Source organism: Ferrovibrio sp. (assembly GCF_035304305.1).
Classification (GTDB): domain Bacteria; phylum Pseudomonadota; class Alphaproteobacteria; order Ferrovibrionales; family Ferrovibrionaceae; genus Ferrovibrio.
The window spans coordinates 21493-36676 of sequence record NZ_DATGQG010000044.1 but is presented as its reverse complement, the minus strand read 5'-3'; the positions used below and the strand labels follow the sequence as shown (position 1 = coordinate 36676).

Sequence of the window (15184 nt, the reverse complement as noted above, 5' to 3'; positions counted from 1 at the left end):
AGAAGGAGAAAACGTCATGGCCAAGGTCATTGTTGCCGGCGTCGGCATGATCCCGTTCGCGAAGCCGGGCGCTTCGGCGCCCTATGACGAGATGGGCGCGGAGGCGACGGGGCTGGCGCTGAAGGATGCCGGGATCGGCTACGACGCCGTTCAGCAGGCCTATGCCGGCTATGTCTACGGCGACAGCACCTGCGGCCAGAAGGCGCTCTACCGCGTCGGCATGACCGGCATTCCGGTGATCAACGTCAACAACAACTGCTCGACCGGCTCGACGGCCCTGTTTCTGGCCCGGCAGGCGGTGGAGAGCGGCGCCGCCGACTGTGTGCTGGCGCTCGGCTTCGAGCAGATGAAGCCCGGCGCGCTGGGCTCCGTCTATGATGACCGGCCCAGCCCCTTTGTGGAATTCGACCGGGTCTGCGACGACATCGTCGGCCAGCCCGACATCCCGCTGGCGCTGCGCTACTTCGGCGGTGCGGGCCTGAGCCATATGGAGAAATACGGCACGAAGCTGGAGACCTTCGCGCGCATCCGCGCCAAGGCGAGCCGGCATGCCAGGAACAATCCGCTGGCGCTGTTCCGGCAGGAGGTCAGCGCGGATGACGTGATGAACGCCCAGGTGATCTGGCCCGGCGTGATGACGCGCCTGATGGCCTGCCCGCCGACCTGCGGCGCGGCGGCGGCCCTGCTGGTGTCGGAGAAATTCGCCGCCAAACACGGCCTGCGCAGCGACATCAGGATCGCCGCTCAGGCGATGACGACGGATTATCCCTCGACTTTCGAGGCGCGCGACATGATGCAGGTGGTCGGCGCCGACATGAGCCGCGCGGCCGCCGACAAGGTCTACGAACAGGCCGGCATCGGACCCGAGGATCTCGACGTGGTCGAACTGCATGACTGCTTCGCCCATAACGAGCTCATCACCTACGAGGCGCTGGGCCTCTGCGGCGAAGGTGGCGCCGAACGCTTCGTCGAGGATGGCGACAACACCTATGGCGGGAAGGTTGTCACCAATCCGTCCGGCGGGCTGCTCTCGAAGGGGCACCCGCTCGGCGCCACGGGCCTCGCGCAATGTTACGAGCTGACGCACCAGCTGCGCGGCACGGCCGAAGCGCGGCAGGTCGAGGACGCGCGTCTCGCGCTGCAGCACAATCTCGGCCTGGGCGGCGCCTGCGTCGTGACGCTGTACCAGCGCGCCTGATCTACAGCGCGCCCAGCAGCGTCAATCCCCCGTCGACCAGCAGCGACTGGCCGGTAACGTAAGCCGCCAGTGGCGAGACGAGGAACAGCACCGCGCCGGCGATGTCGTCCGGCGTGCCGGTGCGGCCCAGCGGCAGCTTGGCGTTGAAGGCGGCGATGGCTTCCGGGCTGCTCTGGTTGGCCGTCATCTTGGTCGGCACGAAGCCGGGCCCGACACCGTTCACGCGAATGCCCTGCTTGCCCCATTTCATCGCCAGCACCTTGTTCAGGTGCTTCAGGCCGATCTTGCTGGCCGAATAGGCGGGGTTGTTGCGGGCCGCCTGCTCGGTGACAACGGAATCCAGATTGACGATGCAGCCCTGCCGTTTCGCCAGTGCCGGCTGCAGGCTGGTGCAGAGGTCCATCACGCCGGTGAGATTGACATTGACCACGCGGGCGAAATGCTCGCGCTCGAATTCTTGGCCCTTGTAGAGAACCATGCCGACGCAGTTCACCAGCACGTCGAGGGCATCGAATTTTTCCGTCACCGCCCTGACCGAAGCCGGATCGGAAACGTCCAGCCGGTGGAAATCCATGCCGCTGAAATCCTGCACGTAAGCCGAAGCTTCGCGCGTGCCGGTCACAGCAACGGTGGCGCCGAGCGCCTGGAAGGCGCGCGCCACGCCATGGCCGATCCCGTCCGATCCGCCGGTGACCAAAACGCTCTTGCCGCTGAAATCCAGTGTCCGCTGCCAGGCCGCCATGCTGTCCTCCCTGTCTGTGACAGGGAGGTTAGCGTCGCCCGGCGCGGCTGGCGAGTTTACGCCGCGGCAGCCAGGGCCGCGCCTTCATGGGCGAGCAGCCAGCGCTTGCGCTCCAGTCCGCCGGCATAGCCGGTCAGCGAGCCGTTGCTGCCGACTACGCGATGGCAGGGCACCACGACGCCAATGGGATTGGCGCCGTTTGCCAGACCGACGGCGCGCACCGCCTTCGGGCAGCCCAGCTTTGCCGCCAGCGCGGCGTAGCTCATGGTCTGGCCGATCGGAATCTCGCGGAGCGCCGCCCAGACTGCGCGCTGGAACGTCGTGCCGGCGGTGGCGCAGGGAATGCTGCCAAGCAGGCTCAAATCGCCGGCGAAGTAGGCCTCGAGCGCGTGCCGGATCGCCACCGGCGCCGGCTTCGGCGCGACCGGCGTTGCTGCGCCGTAATGCAGCCGCAGCAGGCGCAGGAAGCGCGCCTCGTAGCCCTCCCAGTCGAAGGCGCGAAGATGGCCATCCACATCGGTGATCAGCAGGCCCTTGCCGATCGGCGTTTCGATTTCGTCATAGAACAGGATCTGCGTCGTCATGGGGCTTCTCCGGGGTTACGGGATGCGCCTGAACAGGCCAGGATAGTCGACCACGAGACCATCGTCGTCGATGGTCACCTCCGCGACGAAGTCGCTGTCGCGCGACTCGTAGCGGTAGCGGTGCCAATCGAGGCAGGTATAGCGCTGCGGATCGGGCTGCACGGTCAGATCGGGAAAGCTGACATAGGCAGTGACGATGTCGGCCGACTGGCCCGGCTGCAGCTTCAGCCGCCTGATCGGCAGCGTGTTGGTGAACGGCGTGGCCGGCAGGTCGATGTCGATGGCACCATTGAGGTGATCGATAAGCGTCCCGTCATGTCCGCACCAGCCGCCTTCACCGTCGCTTTGCAGCCGGAATGGCGCCCGGCCGAGCACTTCGACCTCCAGCAGCCGCAGATGCCAGCGCCGGTCGCAGGTGACGCGATAGCGGGCGGCATAGTCTCGGCCGACGATCATGGATTCCGCAACGACGCCATCCTCGTCCTGCCGGAGCAGCAGGAGCTCGCGGCTGTCACCGTCCCGGCTTTCCCACCGGACGATCCGGTCAGGCTGCCTTGCGTGCATCAGTGCGATCCTTCATCTGCGCGGCGTCGGCGGCCCAGAGATGGATCGCCGCATAGGCGCGCCAGGGACGCCAGGCTTCGGCACGCTGCAGAAGTTCGACGGCCGTCGGCCGTCGTCCCTCGGCATCGGCCATGGCGCGCATCAGGCCGATATCGCTGGCCGGAAAGGCATCGGGTTCCCGCAGCAGCCGCATGGCGATGTACTGCGCCGTCCATTCGCCGATCCCGGACAGGGCGCGCAGCGAGGCCACGGCGTCTTCCAGGCTGCGGCGGGGACCGAAGATCTGCGGGTCGCGTTCCACCGCCGCCGCCATGCTGGAGATGGCACTGGCGCGGGCACGCGGCATCCCGACTCTTGCCGTGATATCGGCGCCGCTCAGCCGGGCCGGGCGCGGGAACAGATGGGTCAGCACGCCGTCCGCTCCGGGCAGGGGATCGCCGAAGGCCTGCACGATCCGGCCGGCCAGCATCGTCGCAGCACCGACGGAGATCTGCTGGCCAAGTATGGCCCGCACGGCCAGCTCGAAGCCGTCCCAGGCCCCCGGCACGCGCAGGCCGGGCCGCGCTGCCACCAGGGGTGCCAGCTGCGGGTCTTCCGCGAGATGCGCATTGATCGCCAGCGGATCGGCGGCGAGGTCGAAGACGCGCCGGATCCGCGCGATGATGGCGGGCAGCGCCGTCAGGGTCGGCAGGCGGATCGTGGCCGCGAGCGCGTTTCCGGTTCCCGCCTCGACGCTGATGCTGCCGCACTGGCCATCTATCTCGATGCTGCGGCGATACCGGCCGCCTTCCACCGCCTCGACGCCCGGAATGGCCCGCGCGGAGAGGAAGGCCAGCATGGCCTGGAAATCGTAGGGCGGCCGGTAGGGCAGCAGGATCCGCACCGCCCCGGCATCGCGGGCCCGGTCGCCGCCGCCGCGGCGCAGGCTGGCGGGTGGGCGGCGGAACAGCTGCTGGAAGGTTTCGTTGAAGCGCCGCACGCTGCCGAAGCCCGAGGCCATGGCGATCTCGGTCATCGACAGCCGGGTCTGGTGGATCAGCTGCTTGGCCAGCAGCACCCGGCGCGTCTGCGCGACGGCGATGGGCGAGGCGCCGAGATGCCGCCGGAACAGCCGGCGCAGTTGCCGCTCGCCGATGCCGAGCCGGTCGGCCAGCTCCTCGACATCGCCGCGATCCAGCGCGCCCTGCTCGATCAGCGCCAGCGCGCGCGAAACCGTATTGGAGGTGCCGTGCCAGGCGGCGAGGTCGGGCGAGGTTTCCGGGCGACAGCGCAGGCAGGGCCGGAAGCCGGCTTCCTGGGCGGCGGCGGCCGAGGGAAAGAAAACGACATTTTCGCGTTTCGGCACCCGGGCGGGGCAGACCGGCCGGCAGTAGATGCCGGTGGTCTTCACCCCGGTGAACAGCCGCCCGTCGAAGCGGGCGTCCCGGGTGCAGATGGCGCGGTAGCAGGCGTCGTGGTCCATATCCATGCCGGCAGTATCATGCGCCTGCCGCCAAATGTCCGGCGGTTCTCGGACTCCAAGGGCCCGGACTGGCGGATTTCGGACTCTTGGATCGGCATGAGGCCCCAGGGTCGGCCCTCCCGGTTTTCCGCGGAAATCCGAAACAGGAACCCGTTTTGGTTGGTATTCACCCTCTTTTAAGCATGCTATCGGAGAGTAGCGCCGCAAAGTCTTGGTTAATCCAGCCTTTCCTCCTTTGATTGGACCCCGGCAAAGCGTGTACACTATGGCTAAGACACGGAAAGCACGGCGAAATCGGGCGCGGCCGCCGTTTGGCGCCGCCCAGCCCGTGGAAAGGGATTGCCATGACTAACGCAGCGGTAACCGGCACTCGGACGACGGCCGAATCGGGCTCGAAGCGCGAGCGCGTCATCATCTTCGACACCACGCTGCGCGACGGCGAGCAGTCGCCCGGCGCGTCGATGAATCTGGAAGAAAAGCTGAAGATCGCCGCCGTGCTGGAAGGCATGGGCGTCGACGTCATCGAGGCCGGATTTCCGATCGCGTCCAACGGCGATTTCGAAGCCGTCAACGAGATCGCCAAGCGGGTGAAGAATTCGACCGTCTGCGGCCTCAGCCGCGCCGGCCGGAAGGATATCGACCGCGCCTGGGAAGCGCTGAAGCCGGCGAAGCGGGCGCGCATCCACACCTTCATCTCCACCTCGCCGCTGCACATGAAGTACAAGCTGCAGATGGAACCCGAGGCCGTGCATCAGGCGGTGATCGACAGCGTCACCTATGCGCGTAATCTCTGCGACGACGTGGAGTGGAGCTGCGAGGACGGCACGCGGTCGGACCGGGAGTTCCTCTGCCGCCTGATCGAGAGCGCGATCAAGGCTGGCGCTACCACGATCAACGTGCCGGATACGGTCGGCTACACGATCCCGGAAGAATACACGGCGCTGATGCGCTACCTGATCGAGAACGTCCCGAACAGCGATAAAGCCAGATTTTCCGCGCATTGCCACAACGACCTCGGCCTTGCGGTTGCGAACTCGCTGGCGGCCGTGATCGGCGGCGCGCGGCAGGTGGAATGCACCATCAACGGCCTCGGCGAGCGCGCCGGCAATGCGGCGCTGGAAGAGATCGTGATGGCGCTGCGCACGCGCGGCGACGCCATGCCGTACGAGACCGGCATCAAGACGACCGACATCATGAAGGCCTCGCGGCTGGTTTCGGCCGTGACCGGTTTCGTAGTGCAGCCGAACAAGGCCATCGTCGGCGCCAACGCCTTTGCCCATGAAAGCGGCATCCACCAGGACGGCATGCTCAAGCATGCCGGCACCTACGAGATCATGACGCCGGAATCCGTCGGCCTGAACCGCTCGACCCTGGTGATGGGCAAGCATTCCGGCCGCCATGCCTTCCGCAAGAAGCTGGAGGAACTCGGCTTCAATCTGGCGGAAAACCAGCTCAACGACGCCTTCGGCCGCTTCAAGGACCTCGCCGACCGCAAGAAGGAGGTCTTCGACGAAGACCTCATCGCCCTGGTCGACGATGCCGTCGCCCATGACAGCCACCGGATCCGCTTCGTCAGCCTGCAGGTGATCGCCGGCTCGCGGGAGCCGCAGAGCGCGGAGCTGGAACTGGAGATCGACGGCGCACTGAAGGCGGTGAAGGCGACCGGCAACGGGCCGGTGGACGCCACCTTCAACGCCATCAAGGCGCTTTTCCCCCATGATGCCGACCTGCAGCTCTACCAGGTCCATGCGGTGACCCAGGGCACCGACGCCCAGGCGGAGGTCACGGTGCGGCTCGCGGAGGACGGCAAGACGGTCAACGGACAGGCATCGGACGCCGACACGCTGGTGGCGTCGGCGCGGGCCTATATCCACGCGCTGAACAAGCTGCTGGTGAAGCGGGAAAAGACCGCTCCGGCCGCGCTCAGCGCATAGTCGGGGGCAATCGGGGGCAGGGGGAATTGCATGCGCGAGAGGTGTCTGAAAATAAAGGAAGCCGGGGCTTGCGCCGCGCCGGATTCAAAGGCGATAACGGCGCACTATTCCGGTTGCTGAGGGGTCTTACTCGATGTTCTCGCGTTTGATGGGTTTCATGTCGGCCGATATGGCCATCGACCTCGGCACGGCCAATACCCTAGTATACGTCAAAGGCCGCGGCATCGTCCTCAACGAGCCCTCCGTGGTGGCGATCACGACCAGCCGGGGCAAGAAGCAGGTTCTTGCCGTCGGTGACGAAGCCAAGCAGATGCTCGGCCGCACCCCCGGCAACATCGAAGCCATCCGCCCCCTCCGCGACGGCGTCATCGCCGATTTCGAGGTGGCGGAGGAAATGATCAAGCATTTCATCCGCAAGGTTCACAACCGCCGCAGCTTCGCCTCGCCGCAGGTGATCATCTGCGTGCCCTCGGGCTCCACCGCGGTCGAGCGCCGCGCGATCATGGAGTCGGCCGAGTCCGCCGGCGCCCGCCGCGTGTTCCTGATTGAGGAGCCGATGGCTGCCGCGATCGGCGCCGGCCTCCCGGTCACCGAGCCGACCGGCTCGATGGTCGTCGATATCGGCGGCGGCACCACCGAGGTGGCGGTGCTCTCGCTCGGCGGCATCGTCTATTCGCGCAGCGTGCGCGTCGGCGGCGACAAGCTGGACGAGGCGATCATCGCGTATATCCGTCGCAACCATAACCTGCTGGTCGGCGAGGCCTCGGCCGAGCGGATCAAGAAGCAGATCGGCTCGGCGGCGCCCCCCGAGGATGGCAACGGCCTCTCGATGGAGATCAAGGGCCGCGACCTGATGAACGGCGTGCCGAAGGAACTGGTGATCAACCAGCGCCAGATCGCCGAGAGCCTGGCAGAGCCGGTCGGCGCCATCATCGAAGCCGTGAAGGTCGCGCTGGAGCATACCGCGCCGGAACTGGCGGCCGACATCGTCGACAAGGGCATCGTGCTCACCGGCGGCGGTGCGCTGCTGGGCAATATCGATCTCGTGCTGCGGCATGCGACCGGCCTGCCGGTTTCCATCGCCGACGAGCCGCTTTCCTGCGTTGCGCTTGGAACCGGACGCGCGCTGGAAGAGATGAAGACGCTGAAGCACGTATTGTACAACCCGCCCTACTGACAGAGTTGCAGCGGGGCGACGGGAGGGGTTCTGACGGACAGCCATGGCGAAACGGTCGGGACGAGGCATCTGGATCGCGGCACCCTTTCGGGCGCTGGTGCAGCGATTTGCCTTCCTGCTGCTGCTGGCTACCGCAATTGCCCTGATCCTCGTCGGCCGCATCGACCGTCCGCTGGTTGAACGCAGCCGCGCCTTTCTCGCCGATCTGGCCGAACCGGTACTGAGCGCCATCGCGCAGCCGGTATCCGCCGTCAACGCCGTGGTCGGCTGGGTCGACGACATCCTCTATGTCCATGAGGAAAACTTCCGCCTGCGCACCGAGAATGCGCGCCTGCTCCAGTGGCAGGAGGTGGCCCGCCGGCTGGAGCAGGACAACGCGGCGCTGCGCCGGCTGCTCGCCGCCGGCCCGGATATCAGCCACAATTACGTGACCGGTCGCGTCATCTCCGATGGCGGCGGCAGCTTCGTGCGGTCTGTGCTGATCAATATCGGCGCCCATGACGGCGTGAAGAAGGGCCAGGCGGCGATCGGCGAGGGCGGCTATGCCGGCCGTGTCGCCGAGGTCGGCCAGCGCGCAGCCCGCATCCTGCTGGTCACCGACCTCAACTCGCGCCTGCCCGTGATGCTGCGCGAAGGCGGCCACCGGGCCGTGCTGACCGGCGACAATTCGCCACTACCGAAGCTGGAATACCTGCCCGGCCACGCCAAGCCGGCGCTCGGCGAGCATGTCGTCACTTCGGGCGATGGCGGGCAGTTCCCGGCCGGCATCCCGGTCGGTGAGATCGTGGCCAGCGACGACAACACGATCCGCGTGCGGCCCTTCGTCGATCTCGGCCGGCTCGATTTCCTGCGCATTATGCAGTTCGAAGAACCTCGTCTGGACGCCGAAGAGACAGGGCCGCTGGCAGCGATGCCGCGGCACTACTAGGAGGCGCGCCATGGCCGCGCTGTTCCGCCAGACCAATCGCCGCCTCAGCGCCCTGCTGCCCCTGTTCAGCAGCATCGCGCTGGTGCTGGTCTCGATCACGCCGCTCGGCCTGCCTCATCTGAACGGCATCGCACCGCTGCTGGCGGTCATGGCCGTGTTCTACTGGAGCATCTTCCGGGCCGACCTGATGTCGATGCTGGATGCCTTCCTGATCGGGTTGCTGCTCGATCTGCTCGGCGGCGGCCCGCCGGGCCTGAATGCCGCTACGCTGCTGCTGATCCATCAGCTCGGCGTGTCGCAGCGGCGCGTCTTTCTGGGGTCGTCCTTCCTGGTGAACTGGACCGCCTTCGCGCTGGTTGCCGGCGCCGTGCTGCCGATCAGTTGGCTGGTCGTTTCGCTGCTGCACTGGAGCCTGCTGCCGACCGCACCCGTGCTGGCGCAGTTCCTGCTGTCACTGGCGATCTATCCCGCAGTCTACTGGATGTTCAGCCGCCTGGAGCGTCGCCTGCCGCGCCCCGAAGAGCCGTTCTGAGCCGGACGCCCCGTCATGGCCGGCCTCACCATGAACCGACGCGACAACGATCTGCAGCGGATCTTCACCCGGCGCGCCCTGCTGCTCGGCTCGGTGCAGCTGGCGCTGTTCGGCACCCTTGCCGGCCGGCTGTATTACCTGCAGGTGATCGAGTCCGACAAATACCAGCTGCTTGCGGAGGAGAACCGCATCAACATGCGGCTGCTCCCGCCGCGTCGCGGCCGCATCCTCGACCGCAACGGCGTCGAGCTCGCCAGCAACCGCCGCAACTACCGCGTCCTGATCGTGGCCGAGCAGACGCCCAATGTCGATGCCACGCTGGAGGCGCTCTCCAAGCTGATCAATGTCGACGACGTCCAGCGCCAGCGCGTGAAACGGGAGATCGAGCGGCGCCGCAAGTTCGTGCCCGTGATGGTGGCCGAAAACCTTTCCTGGGAGGATTTCGCCAAGGTCAACCTGCACAGCCTCGATCTGCCGGGCGTGCAGCTCGATGTCGGCGAGACGCGCGACTACCCCTTCGGCGAGACCTTCAGCCATGTCATCGGCTATGTCGGCGCGGTGTCGGAAGCCGAACTCGGCGACGATCCGCTGCTCGAACTGCCGGGGTTCCGCATCGGCAAGAGCGGCATCGAAAGAATCTACGACGAGAAGCTGCGCGGCCGTGCCGGACACAGCCAGATCGAGGTGAATGCCTTCGGCCGGGCGATCCGGGAACTGGCGCGGCATGAGGGGCAGCCCGGCGACGATGTCGTCCTGACCATCGATTCCGAGCTGCAGCGCGTCGCCATGGAGCGGTTCGGCGACGAAAGCGGCGCGGCCGTGGTAATGGACATCCATACCGGCGACGTGCTGGCGCTGGTATCCAACCCCGGCTTCGATCCGAACTGGTTCAATGTCGGCATCACCAGCGCGCAGTGGCGGCAGCTCAATACCGACAAGTTCAAGCCGCTGATCAACAAGGCGGTGCAGGGTACCTATCCGCCGGGCTCCACCTTCAAGATGTTGGTAGGCATGGCGGCGCTGGAAGCCGGCACGATGAGCCCGGATACCCGCGTCTTCTGCCCCGGCCACATGGAATTCGGCAACAACCGCTTCCACTGCTGGAAGAAGGGCGGCCACGGTTCGATGAACCTGGTTTCGGCCATCGAGGAAAGCTGCGACGTCTATTTCTACGAAGCAGCCAAGCGCACCGGCGTGGACAAGATCGCCGAGATGGCCCGGCGGCTGGGCCTCGGGGCGCCGACCGAGATCGACCAGACCGGCGAGCGCCGCGGCCTGATTCCCACACGCGAATGGAAGCGGGGAGCGCTGGGACAGCCGTGGCATCCGGGCGAGAATCTCGTCACCGGCATCGGCCAGGGCTACGTGCTGGCCACGCCGCTGCAGCTCTGCGTCATGGTCAGCCGACTGGCCAATCATGGCTATGCGGTGACCCCCCGGCTGGTGCGCCCCGATGGCGCTCTGGGGCCGGAGCCCGATCCCCGGCCGGCGTCGCAGCGCTGGCCCAAGCTCGACATCCGGCGCGACCATCTCGATCTGGCGCTCGAAGGCATGATCCGCGTCACCACGCCGCCGCGCGGCACGGCCCAGCGGGCGCGTATCACGCTGGCGGAATACGCCATGGCGGGAAAGACCGGCTCGAGCCAGGTACGCCGCATCTCCAAGGCCGAGCGCGATACCCGCGTGCGCAAGAACGAGGAGAAGCCCTGGGAAGAGCGCGATCACGCGCTGTTCGTGGCCTATGCCCCGGTCCACGCGCCGCGTTATGCCTGCGCGGTGATCGTCGAGCATGGCGGCGGCGGTTCCACGGCCGCGGCGCCGATCGCCCGCGACATCATGCTGGAAGTGCAGAAGCGCGACCCCTCGCGCAAACCCCGCGAGGTGCCGGGCGTGACCACTGCGGCCAGACAGCGCCGCGATCCCGAGAACGGAGGCTGAGCGGCCATGCGCGCACACTGGTACAGCCGCAACGATCTGTCGCTCGGCCGCAAGCTGCGTGACGTCAACTGGGGCCTGGTCCTGCTGCTGACGGCGATCGCCAGCATCGGCTTTGCGACGCTCTATTCCGCCGGCGGCGGCAATCTCCATCCCTGGGCCGACCGCCAGATGGCGCGCTTTGCCGTCGGCCTCTGCGTCATGGTGGTGATCGCCGTGACCGATGTCCGCCTGTGGATGCGGCTGTCCTATCTGATTTATGCCATCGGCGTCATTCTACTCGTTGCGGTCGAACTGGTCGGCCGCGTCGGCATGGGCGCGCAGCGCTGGCTCGACCTCGGCGTAATCCATGTGCAGCCGTCGGAGGTGATGAAGATCGCCTTGCTGCTCACCCTGGCGCGCTATTTCCACGGTTTTTCCTTCGACGAGGTCGGCAAGATCCGCTGGCTGTTCGTGCCGCTCGCCATGGTGGTCATCCCCGTCGGGCTGGTGATGAAGCAGCCCGATCTCGGCACGGCCATGCTGCTGCTGATGAGCGCGGGTGGGGTCTTCTTCCTCGCCGGCGTGCGGATCTGGAAATTCCTGGTGGCGCTCGCCGCCGGGCTGGCGACGCTGCCCATCGCCTGGGGCCTCCTGCACGAGTACCAGCGCAAGCGGGTGCTCACCTTCCTCAACCCGGAGGAGGACCCGCTCGGTGCGGGGTACCATATCCTCCAGTCCAAGATCGCGCTGGGCTCGGGCGGCTTTGCCGGCAAGGGCTTCATGCAGGGCAGCCAGGCGCATCTCAGCTTCCTGCCGGAGAAGCAGACCGATTTCATTTTCACCATGCTGGCTGAAGAGCATGGCCTGATTGGCGCCCTGGTGCTGCTGGCCCTCTATATCGTGCTGATCGGCTATGGCTATGCCATCGCGCTGCGGTCGCGCAGCCAGTTCGGCCGGCTTCTGGCTGGCGGCATCACGGTGATGCTGTTCCTCTATGTCTTCATCAACATCGCCATGGTGTCCGGCATGGTGCCGGTGGTCGGGGTGCCGCTGCCCCTGGTCTCCTATGGCGGCACGTCGATGATGACCCTGCTGGTCGGGATGGGCCTGCTGGTGAATGTCTACGTACACCGCGACGTTGAAATTCCGCGCCATATGAGCGGATTGTAAGTCTCTGTCGGGGCTGGCGATTTTCCCTTCGTCAAGCCCTTGCAATTTGCGCGAATCCGGGTATTTTCGCGCGGCTTCCGGCACCCCGGTGCCGGCCGGAAAATGGGCGCATAGCTCAGTTGGTAGAGCAGCTGACTCTTAATCAGCGGGTCCTAGGTTCGAGCCCTAGTGCGCCCACCATTTTCCCCTCGTTTCCCCAGCATTTTCCCATTGCCGGAGTGATGCCGGACCGCTCAGCGGGCGGTTGCCGAGGCCTGGTGCACGTGGCTGCGATGCTGCTGGACCAGCGTTGCCATCTCCGACGCCAGGCTTCGCAGCTGCGGTGTTTCGCCGTGGGCGGCGTAGCCGGAATGCACATTGTAGGCCTGCTCGTGTGCCTCGGCCTGCATCGAGAGATACATCCGGTCGAACTCGGCGCCGCTGGTGTTCCGCAGCTGCGCGAGCCGCTGCGCGGCCACGCCGCCGACCGCACTGACCTGCGACTTCATGCCCAGCGCTTTGCTGGCAGCCTCCATCTTGGCCGAGGAGCGGGTATGCTCGTCGAGCATCCGGGTCGCCAGCGCCCGCACCGCCGGATCACGTGACCGCTCGAGCGCCAGCCGGCTGGATTCGATCTCGAATATGTCCGCGGCGGTGGCCTGGTTCAGATAGACCTGCGTGTCCACGGCGGAGGAGCGGGCGCTGGGTGCCGTGCCGGCGCCGCTATCCATGCCGGAACCGGATTGCGAGGACTGCATGTTCGAGCAGGCGGCGAGGGCGACCGTGGCGGCGACAAGGGCGAGGGCGGTTTTCATGACGTCTCTCCATTTGCGGGACGGATGGAGAAAACACGACTTCCCCGCGAGGGTTCCGTCGCAGCGGCCGGCGCCGGCTCAGCCGCCCTCGGCCAGCAGTGCCATCCGCACCAGCTCGGAGAGGCTGCCGGCCCGCATCTTGGTCATCACATTGGCGCGGTAGATTTCCACGGTCCGTGCGCTGATGCCCAGTTCGCCGGCAATCACCTTGTTGGGCCGGCCGAGCACGAGGCGGTCCAGCACCTCGCGCTCCCGCGCCGACAGGGTGGCGATGCGCTCCCGGATTTCGGCCTGCCTGCCTTCCTCGCGCTGCTGCGTCTCCCCGGCCTGCAGGGCGGTCCGGATCGCTTCCAGCATGACGCTGTCGTCGAACGGCTTCTCGAGGAAATCGATCACGCCGGCCTTCATCGCCTCCACGGCCAGCGGCACGTCGCCGTGGCCGGTGATCACGATCACCGGCTGGCGGATGCCGAGCTCTTTAAGCCGGCGCACCAGATCGAGCCCGCTCATATCCGGCATCCGGATGTCGGTGACGATGCAGCCCGGCGGAAGGTCGGACAGCGCATCAAGGAAAGCGCCGGCGGAGTCATAGCTGCGGGCGGAATGGCCGGCGCTTTCCAGTAGGAAGACGAGCGAGTCGCGCATCGCCGCATCGTCGTCGATGACATGGATCACGGCGTCAGTCATGTGCTGCCTCCTCGGTACCTGCAGCTTTCAGGGTGAAGCGGAAGGTCGTACCGCCGCCCGGCGTTTCCTCCGCGGCAATACGTCCGCCATGGGCTTCGACGATCGTGCGCGAGATGGACAGGCCCACACCCATGCCCTGCGGCTTGGTGGTGACGAACGGCTGGAACAGCTGATCGGCGATGTCGCGGCTGATGCCGGGGCCGGTATCGGAGATGGCGACTTCGACCCAGCCGGGTTGCGTCATCGTGGTGGAAATTTCCAGATCGCGGCGTGGCGAGTCCATCATGGCGTCGACGGCGTTCCGGATCAGATTCACCAGCACCTGCTGGATCTGGACGCGGTCGGCCAGGACGAGGTCGGCTCCCGGCGCGAAGCGGTAACGCACGTTAACGCCGTGATCCTGCGCTCCGAGCAGGGCGAGCGCGCCCGCCTCCTCGACCAGCTTCTGCAGGCTTTCGACGCGCGGCTCCGCCTCGCCGCGCGCCAGGAAGTCGCGCAGTCGTCGGATGATCTGGCCGGCCCGCAGCGCCTGTTCGGTGGCCTTCTCGAGGGCCTCGGACAGCCGTTCGCGTGGCACGGTGTCCTGCATCAGCAGCCGGCCGGATCCGCGCAGATAATTGGCGATGGCTGAAAGCGGCTGGTTCAGCTCATGCGCAAGCGCAGACGCCATTTCACCCATTGCGGTCACCCGCGAGATATGGATCAGCTCCGACTGCAGCTCCTGCAACCGCGTCTCGGCCTTCTGCCGCTCCGACAGATCGCGCACGAACCCGGTGAAGAAGCGGCCGTTACGGGTGGTGATCTCGCCGACAGCCAGTTCGAGCGGAAAGGTCGAGCCGTCGCGGCGGAGACCCACCACCAGCCGCCCCTGCCCGATCACCCGGCGCTCACCGGTCCGGTAATAGCGCTCGAGATAGCCGTCATGGGCTTCACGGTGGGGCGACGGCATCAGCATATTGACATTGCGGCCTTCGACCTCGCTTTTGGTCCAGCCGAACAGCCGCTCGGCGGCCGGATTGAATGAGCGGATCAGTCCGCGCTCATCGATCTCGATCATGGCGTCCGGCATGGTGTCCAGTACCAGCTGGAGATGCGCCTGACCCTGTTCGAGATCGCGGTTGACCCGCACGGCCCAGCGGCGTGCGCGCTGCAGCCACTCCCCGCCGGCCACGATGATTCCCGCCACGAAGACATACAGGGCGGCATTGGCGATGTCGGGCAGATCCGCCGGTGCGCGCCGCGTCACCAGCACCATGCCCACGATCAGGGCGAGCAGGCCGATAAGAGCGCCCGGAACGAGGCCCGCCACCGCGGCCGCGGCGGCGACGGCCGGGATGAAGAACAGGAAGGCCGCGCGGTCGCCAAGTACGGGCTCAACCAATAGCTGCAGGGCGGTTCCGACGCCCACGCCAAGGATGCCGATCGCGCAGCCAATCCAGATATTCGGCCGCGTCAACCTTCGCATTACCGCCAGCACCTCCGGGATTCTACTTAG

General features: G+C 66.7%; 14 protein-coding genes and 1 tRNA gene. 8 read left to right on the top strand and 7 right to left on the bottom strand.

Going from position 1 to position 15184, the window contains the following annotated elements; translation table 11 throughout:
* The first annotated feature begins 16 nt into the window (after positions 1-16).
* The gene (locus VKZ87_RS05495) at positions 17-1198 is read left to right on the top strand and encodes a lipid-transfer protein (RefSeq protein WP_324220249.1); all 1182 of its coding nucleotides are present in this window, start codon (positions 17-19) and stop codon (positions 1196-1198) included.
* A gap of 1 nt (position 1199) precedes the next feature.
* Here VKZ87_RS05495 and VKZ87_RS05490 read toward each other — a convergent pair whose 3' ends face one another.
* Genes VKZ87_RS05490 through VKZ87_RS05475 form a run of 4 tightly spaced genes read right to left on the bottom strand, consistent with a single transcriptional unit; the run spans position 1200 to position 4556 of the window.
* Positions 1200-1940: an SDR family oxidoreductase gene (locus VKZ87_RS05490; RefSeq protein ID WP_324220248.1), complete on the bottom strand. Its 741-nt coding sequence runs from the start codon at positions 1938-1940 to the stop codon at positions 1200-1202.
* Positions 1941-1996: 56 nt separating this feature from the next.
* Positions 1997-2524: a methylated-DNA--[protein]-cysteine S-methyltransferase gene (locus VKZ87_RS05485; protein ID WP_324220247.1), complete on the bottom strand. Its 528-nt coding sequence runs from the start codon at positions 2522-2524 to the stop codon at positions 1997-1999.
* Positions 2525-2539: 15 nt separating this feature from the next.
* On the bottom strand, positions 2540-3088 hold the full coding sequence (locus VKZ87_RS05480) for a putative glycolipid-binding domain-containing protein (protein ID WP_324220246.1): 549 nt from the start codon (positions 3086-3088) through the stop codon (positions 2540-2542).
* A complete protein-coding gene (locus VKZ87_RS05475; RefSeq protein WP_324220245.1) occupies positions 3069-4556 on the bottom strand; it encodes an AlkA N-terminal domain-containing protein in 1488 nt (495 codons plus the stop codon). Before VKZ87_RS05475 ends, VKZ87_RS05480 begins: the two co-directional genes overlap by 20 nt.
* A gap of 338 nt (positions 4557-4894) precedes the next feature.
* On the opposite strand from VKZ87_RS05475, the gene VKZ87_RS05470 reads away from it, so the two are divergent.
* The 7 genes from VKZ87_RS05470 to VKZ87_RS05440 all read left to right on the top strand — a co-directional run bounded on the left by VKZ87_RS05470 (position 4895) and on the right by VKZ87_RS05440 (position 12388).
* Positions 4895-6484, top strand: a complete 1590-nt coding sequence (locus tag VKZ87_RS05470) for a 2-isopropylmalate synthase (RefSeq protein WP_324220244.1) — start codon at positions 4895-4897, stop codon at positions 6482-6484.
* Between the two features lie 133 nt (positions 6485-6617).
* Positions 6618-7661, top strand: a complete 1044-nt coding sequence (locus VKZ87_RS05465; RefSeq protein ID WP_324220243.1) for a rod shape-determining protein — start codon at positions 6618-6620, stop codon at positions 7659-7661.
* Positions 7662-7704: 43 nt separating this feature from the next.
* A complete protein-coding gene (gene mreC, locus VKZ87_RS05460; RefSeq protein ID WP_324220242.1) occupies positions 7705-8589 on the top strand; it encodes a rod shape-determining protein MreC in 885 nt (294 codons plus the stop codon).
* A gap of 10 nt (positions 8590-8599) precedes the next feature.
* Positions 8600-9121, top strand: coding sequence for a rod shape-determining protein MreD (mreD, locus tag VKZ87_RS05455; protein ID WP_324220241.1), 522 nt, complete (start codon positions 8600-8602; stop codon positions 9119-9121).
* A gap of 15 nt (positions 9122-9136) precedes the next feature.
* On the top strand, positions 9137-11059 hold the full coding sequence (gene mrdA / locus VKZ87_RS05450; RefSeq protein ID WP_324220240.1) for a penicillin-binding protein 2: 1923 nt from the start codon (positions 9137-9139) through the stop codon (positions 11057-11059).
* 6 nt (positions 11060-11065) lie between these two features.
* Positions 11066-12208, top strand: a complete 1143-nt coding sequence (gene rodA, locus VKZ87_RS05445) for a rod shape-determining protein RodA (protein ID WP_324220239.1) — start codon at positions 11066-11068, stop codon at positions 12206-12208.
* 104 nt (positions 12209-12312) lie between these two features.
* Positions 12313-12388: transfer RNA gene (locus tag VKZ87_RS05440), tRNA-Lys, on the top strand.
* 53 nt (positions 12389-12441) lie between these two features.
* Here the strand turns inward: VKZ87_RS05440 and VKZ87_RS05435 are convergent.
* From VKZ87_RS05435 to VKZ87_RS05425, 3 genes are all read right to left on the bottom strand, one after another.
* Positions 12442-13002: a DUF4142 domain-containing protein gene (locus VKZ87_RS05435; RefSeq protein ID WP_324220238.1), complete on the bottom strand. Its 561-nt coding sequence runs from the start codon at positions 13000-13002 to the stop codon at positions 12442-12444.
* A 78-nt stretch (positions 13003-13080) separates the two neighbouring features.
* A complete protein-coding gene (fixJ, locus tag VKZ87_RS05430; protein ID WP_324220237.1) occupies positions 13081-13689 on the bottom strand; it encodes a response regulator FixJ in 609 nt (202 codons plus the stop codon).
* A complete protein-coding gene (locus VKZ87_RS05425; RefSeq protein WP_324220236.1) occupies positions 13682-15154 on the bottom strand; it encodes a PAS domain S-box protein in 1473 nt (490 codons plus the stop codon). The genes fixJ and VKZ87_RS05425 overlap by 8 nt, the downstream gene beginning before the upstream one ends.
* Positions 15155-15184 lie beyond the last annotated feature (30 nt).

What these genes read in the sequence shown, in the direction of transcription:
- VKZ87_RS05495 (WP_324220249.1), top strand. Translation starts at nt 17, where the DNA reads ATGGCCAAGGTCATTGTTGCCGGCGTCGGCATGATCCCGTTCGCGAAG.
- VKZ87_RS05490 (WP_324220248.1), bottom strand. Translation starts at nt 1,940, where the DNA reads ATGGCGGCCTGGCAGCGGACACTGGATTTCAGCGGCAAGAGCGTTTTG.
- VKZ87_RS05485 (WP_324220247.1), bottom strand. Translation starts at nt 2,524, where the DNA reads ATGACGACGCAGATCCTGTTCTATGACGAAATCGAAACGCCGATCGGC.
- VKZ87_RS05480 (WP_324220246.1), bottom strand. Translation starts at nt 3,088, where the DNA reads ATGCACGCAAGGCAGCCTGACCGGATCGTCCGGTGGGAAAGCCGGGAC.
- VKZ87_RS05475 (WP_324220245.1), bottom strand. Translation starts at nt 4,556, where the DNA reads ATGGATATGGACCACGACGCCTGCTACCGCGCCATCTGCACCCGGGAC.
- VKZ87_RS05470 (WP_324220244.1), top strand. Translation starts at nt 4,895, where the DNA reads ATGACTAACGCAGCGGTAACCGGCACTCGGACGACGGCCGAATCGGGC.
- VKZ87_RS05465 (WP_324220243.1), top strand. Translation starts at nt 6,618, where the DNA reads ATGTTCTCGCGTTTGATGGGTTTCATGTCGGCCGATATGGCCATCGAC.
- mreC (WP_324220242.1), top strand. Translation starts at nt 7,705, where the DNA reads ATGGCGAAACGGTCGGGACGAGGCATCTGGATCGCGGCACCCTTTCGG.
- mreD (WP_324220241.1), top strand. Translation starts at nt 8,600, where the DNA reads ATGGCCGCGCTGTTCCGCCAGACCAATCGCCGCCTCAGCGCCCTGCTG.
- mrdA (WP_324220240.1), top strand. Translation starts at nt 9,137, where the DNA reads ATGGCCGGCCTCACCATGAACCGACGCGACAACGATCTGCAGCGGATC.
- rodA (WP_324220239.1), top strand. Translation starts at nt 11,066, where the DNA reads ATGCGCGCACACTGGTACAGCCGCAACGATCTGTCGCTCGGCCGCAAG.
- VKZ87_RS05435 (WP_324220238.1), bottom strand. Translation starts at nt 13,002, where the DNA reads ATGAAAACCGCCCTCGCCCTTGTCGCCGCCACGGTCGCCCTCGCCGCC.
- fixJ (WP_324220237.1), bottom strand. Translation starts at nt 13,689, where the DNA reads ATGACTGACGCCGTGATCCATGTCATCGACGACGATGCGGCGATGCGC.
- VKZ87_RS05425 (WP_324220236.1), bottom strand. Translation starts at nt 15,154, where the DNA reads ATGCGAAGGTTGACGCGGCCGAATATCTGGATTGGCTGCGCGATCGGC.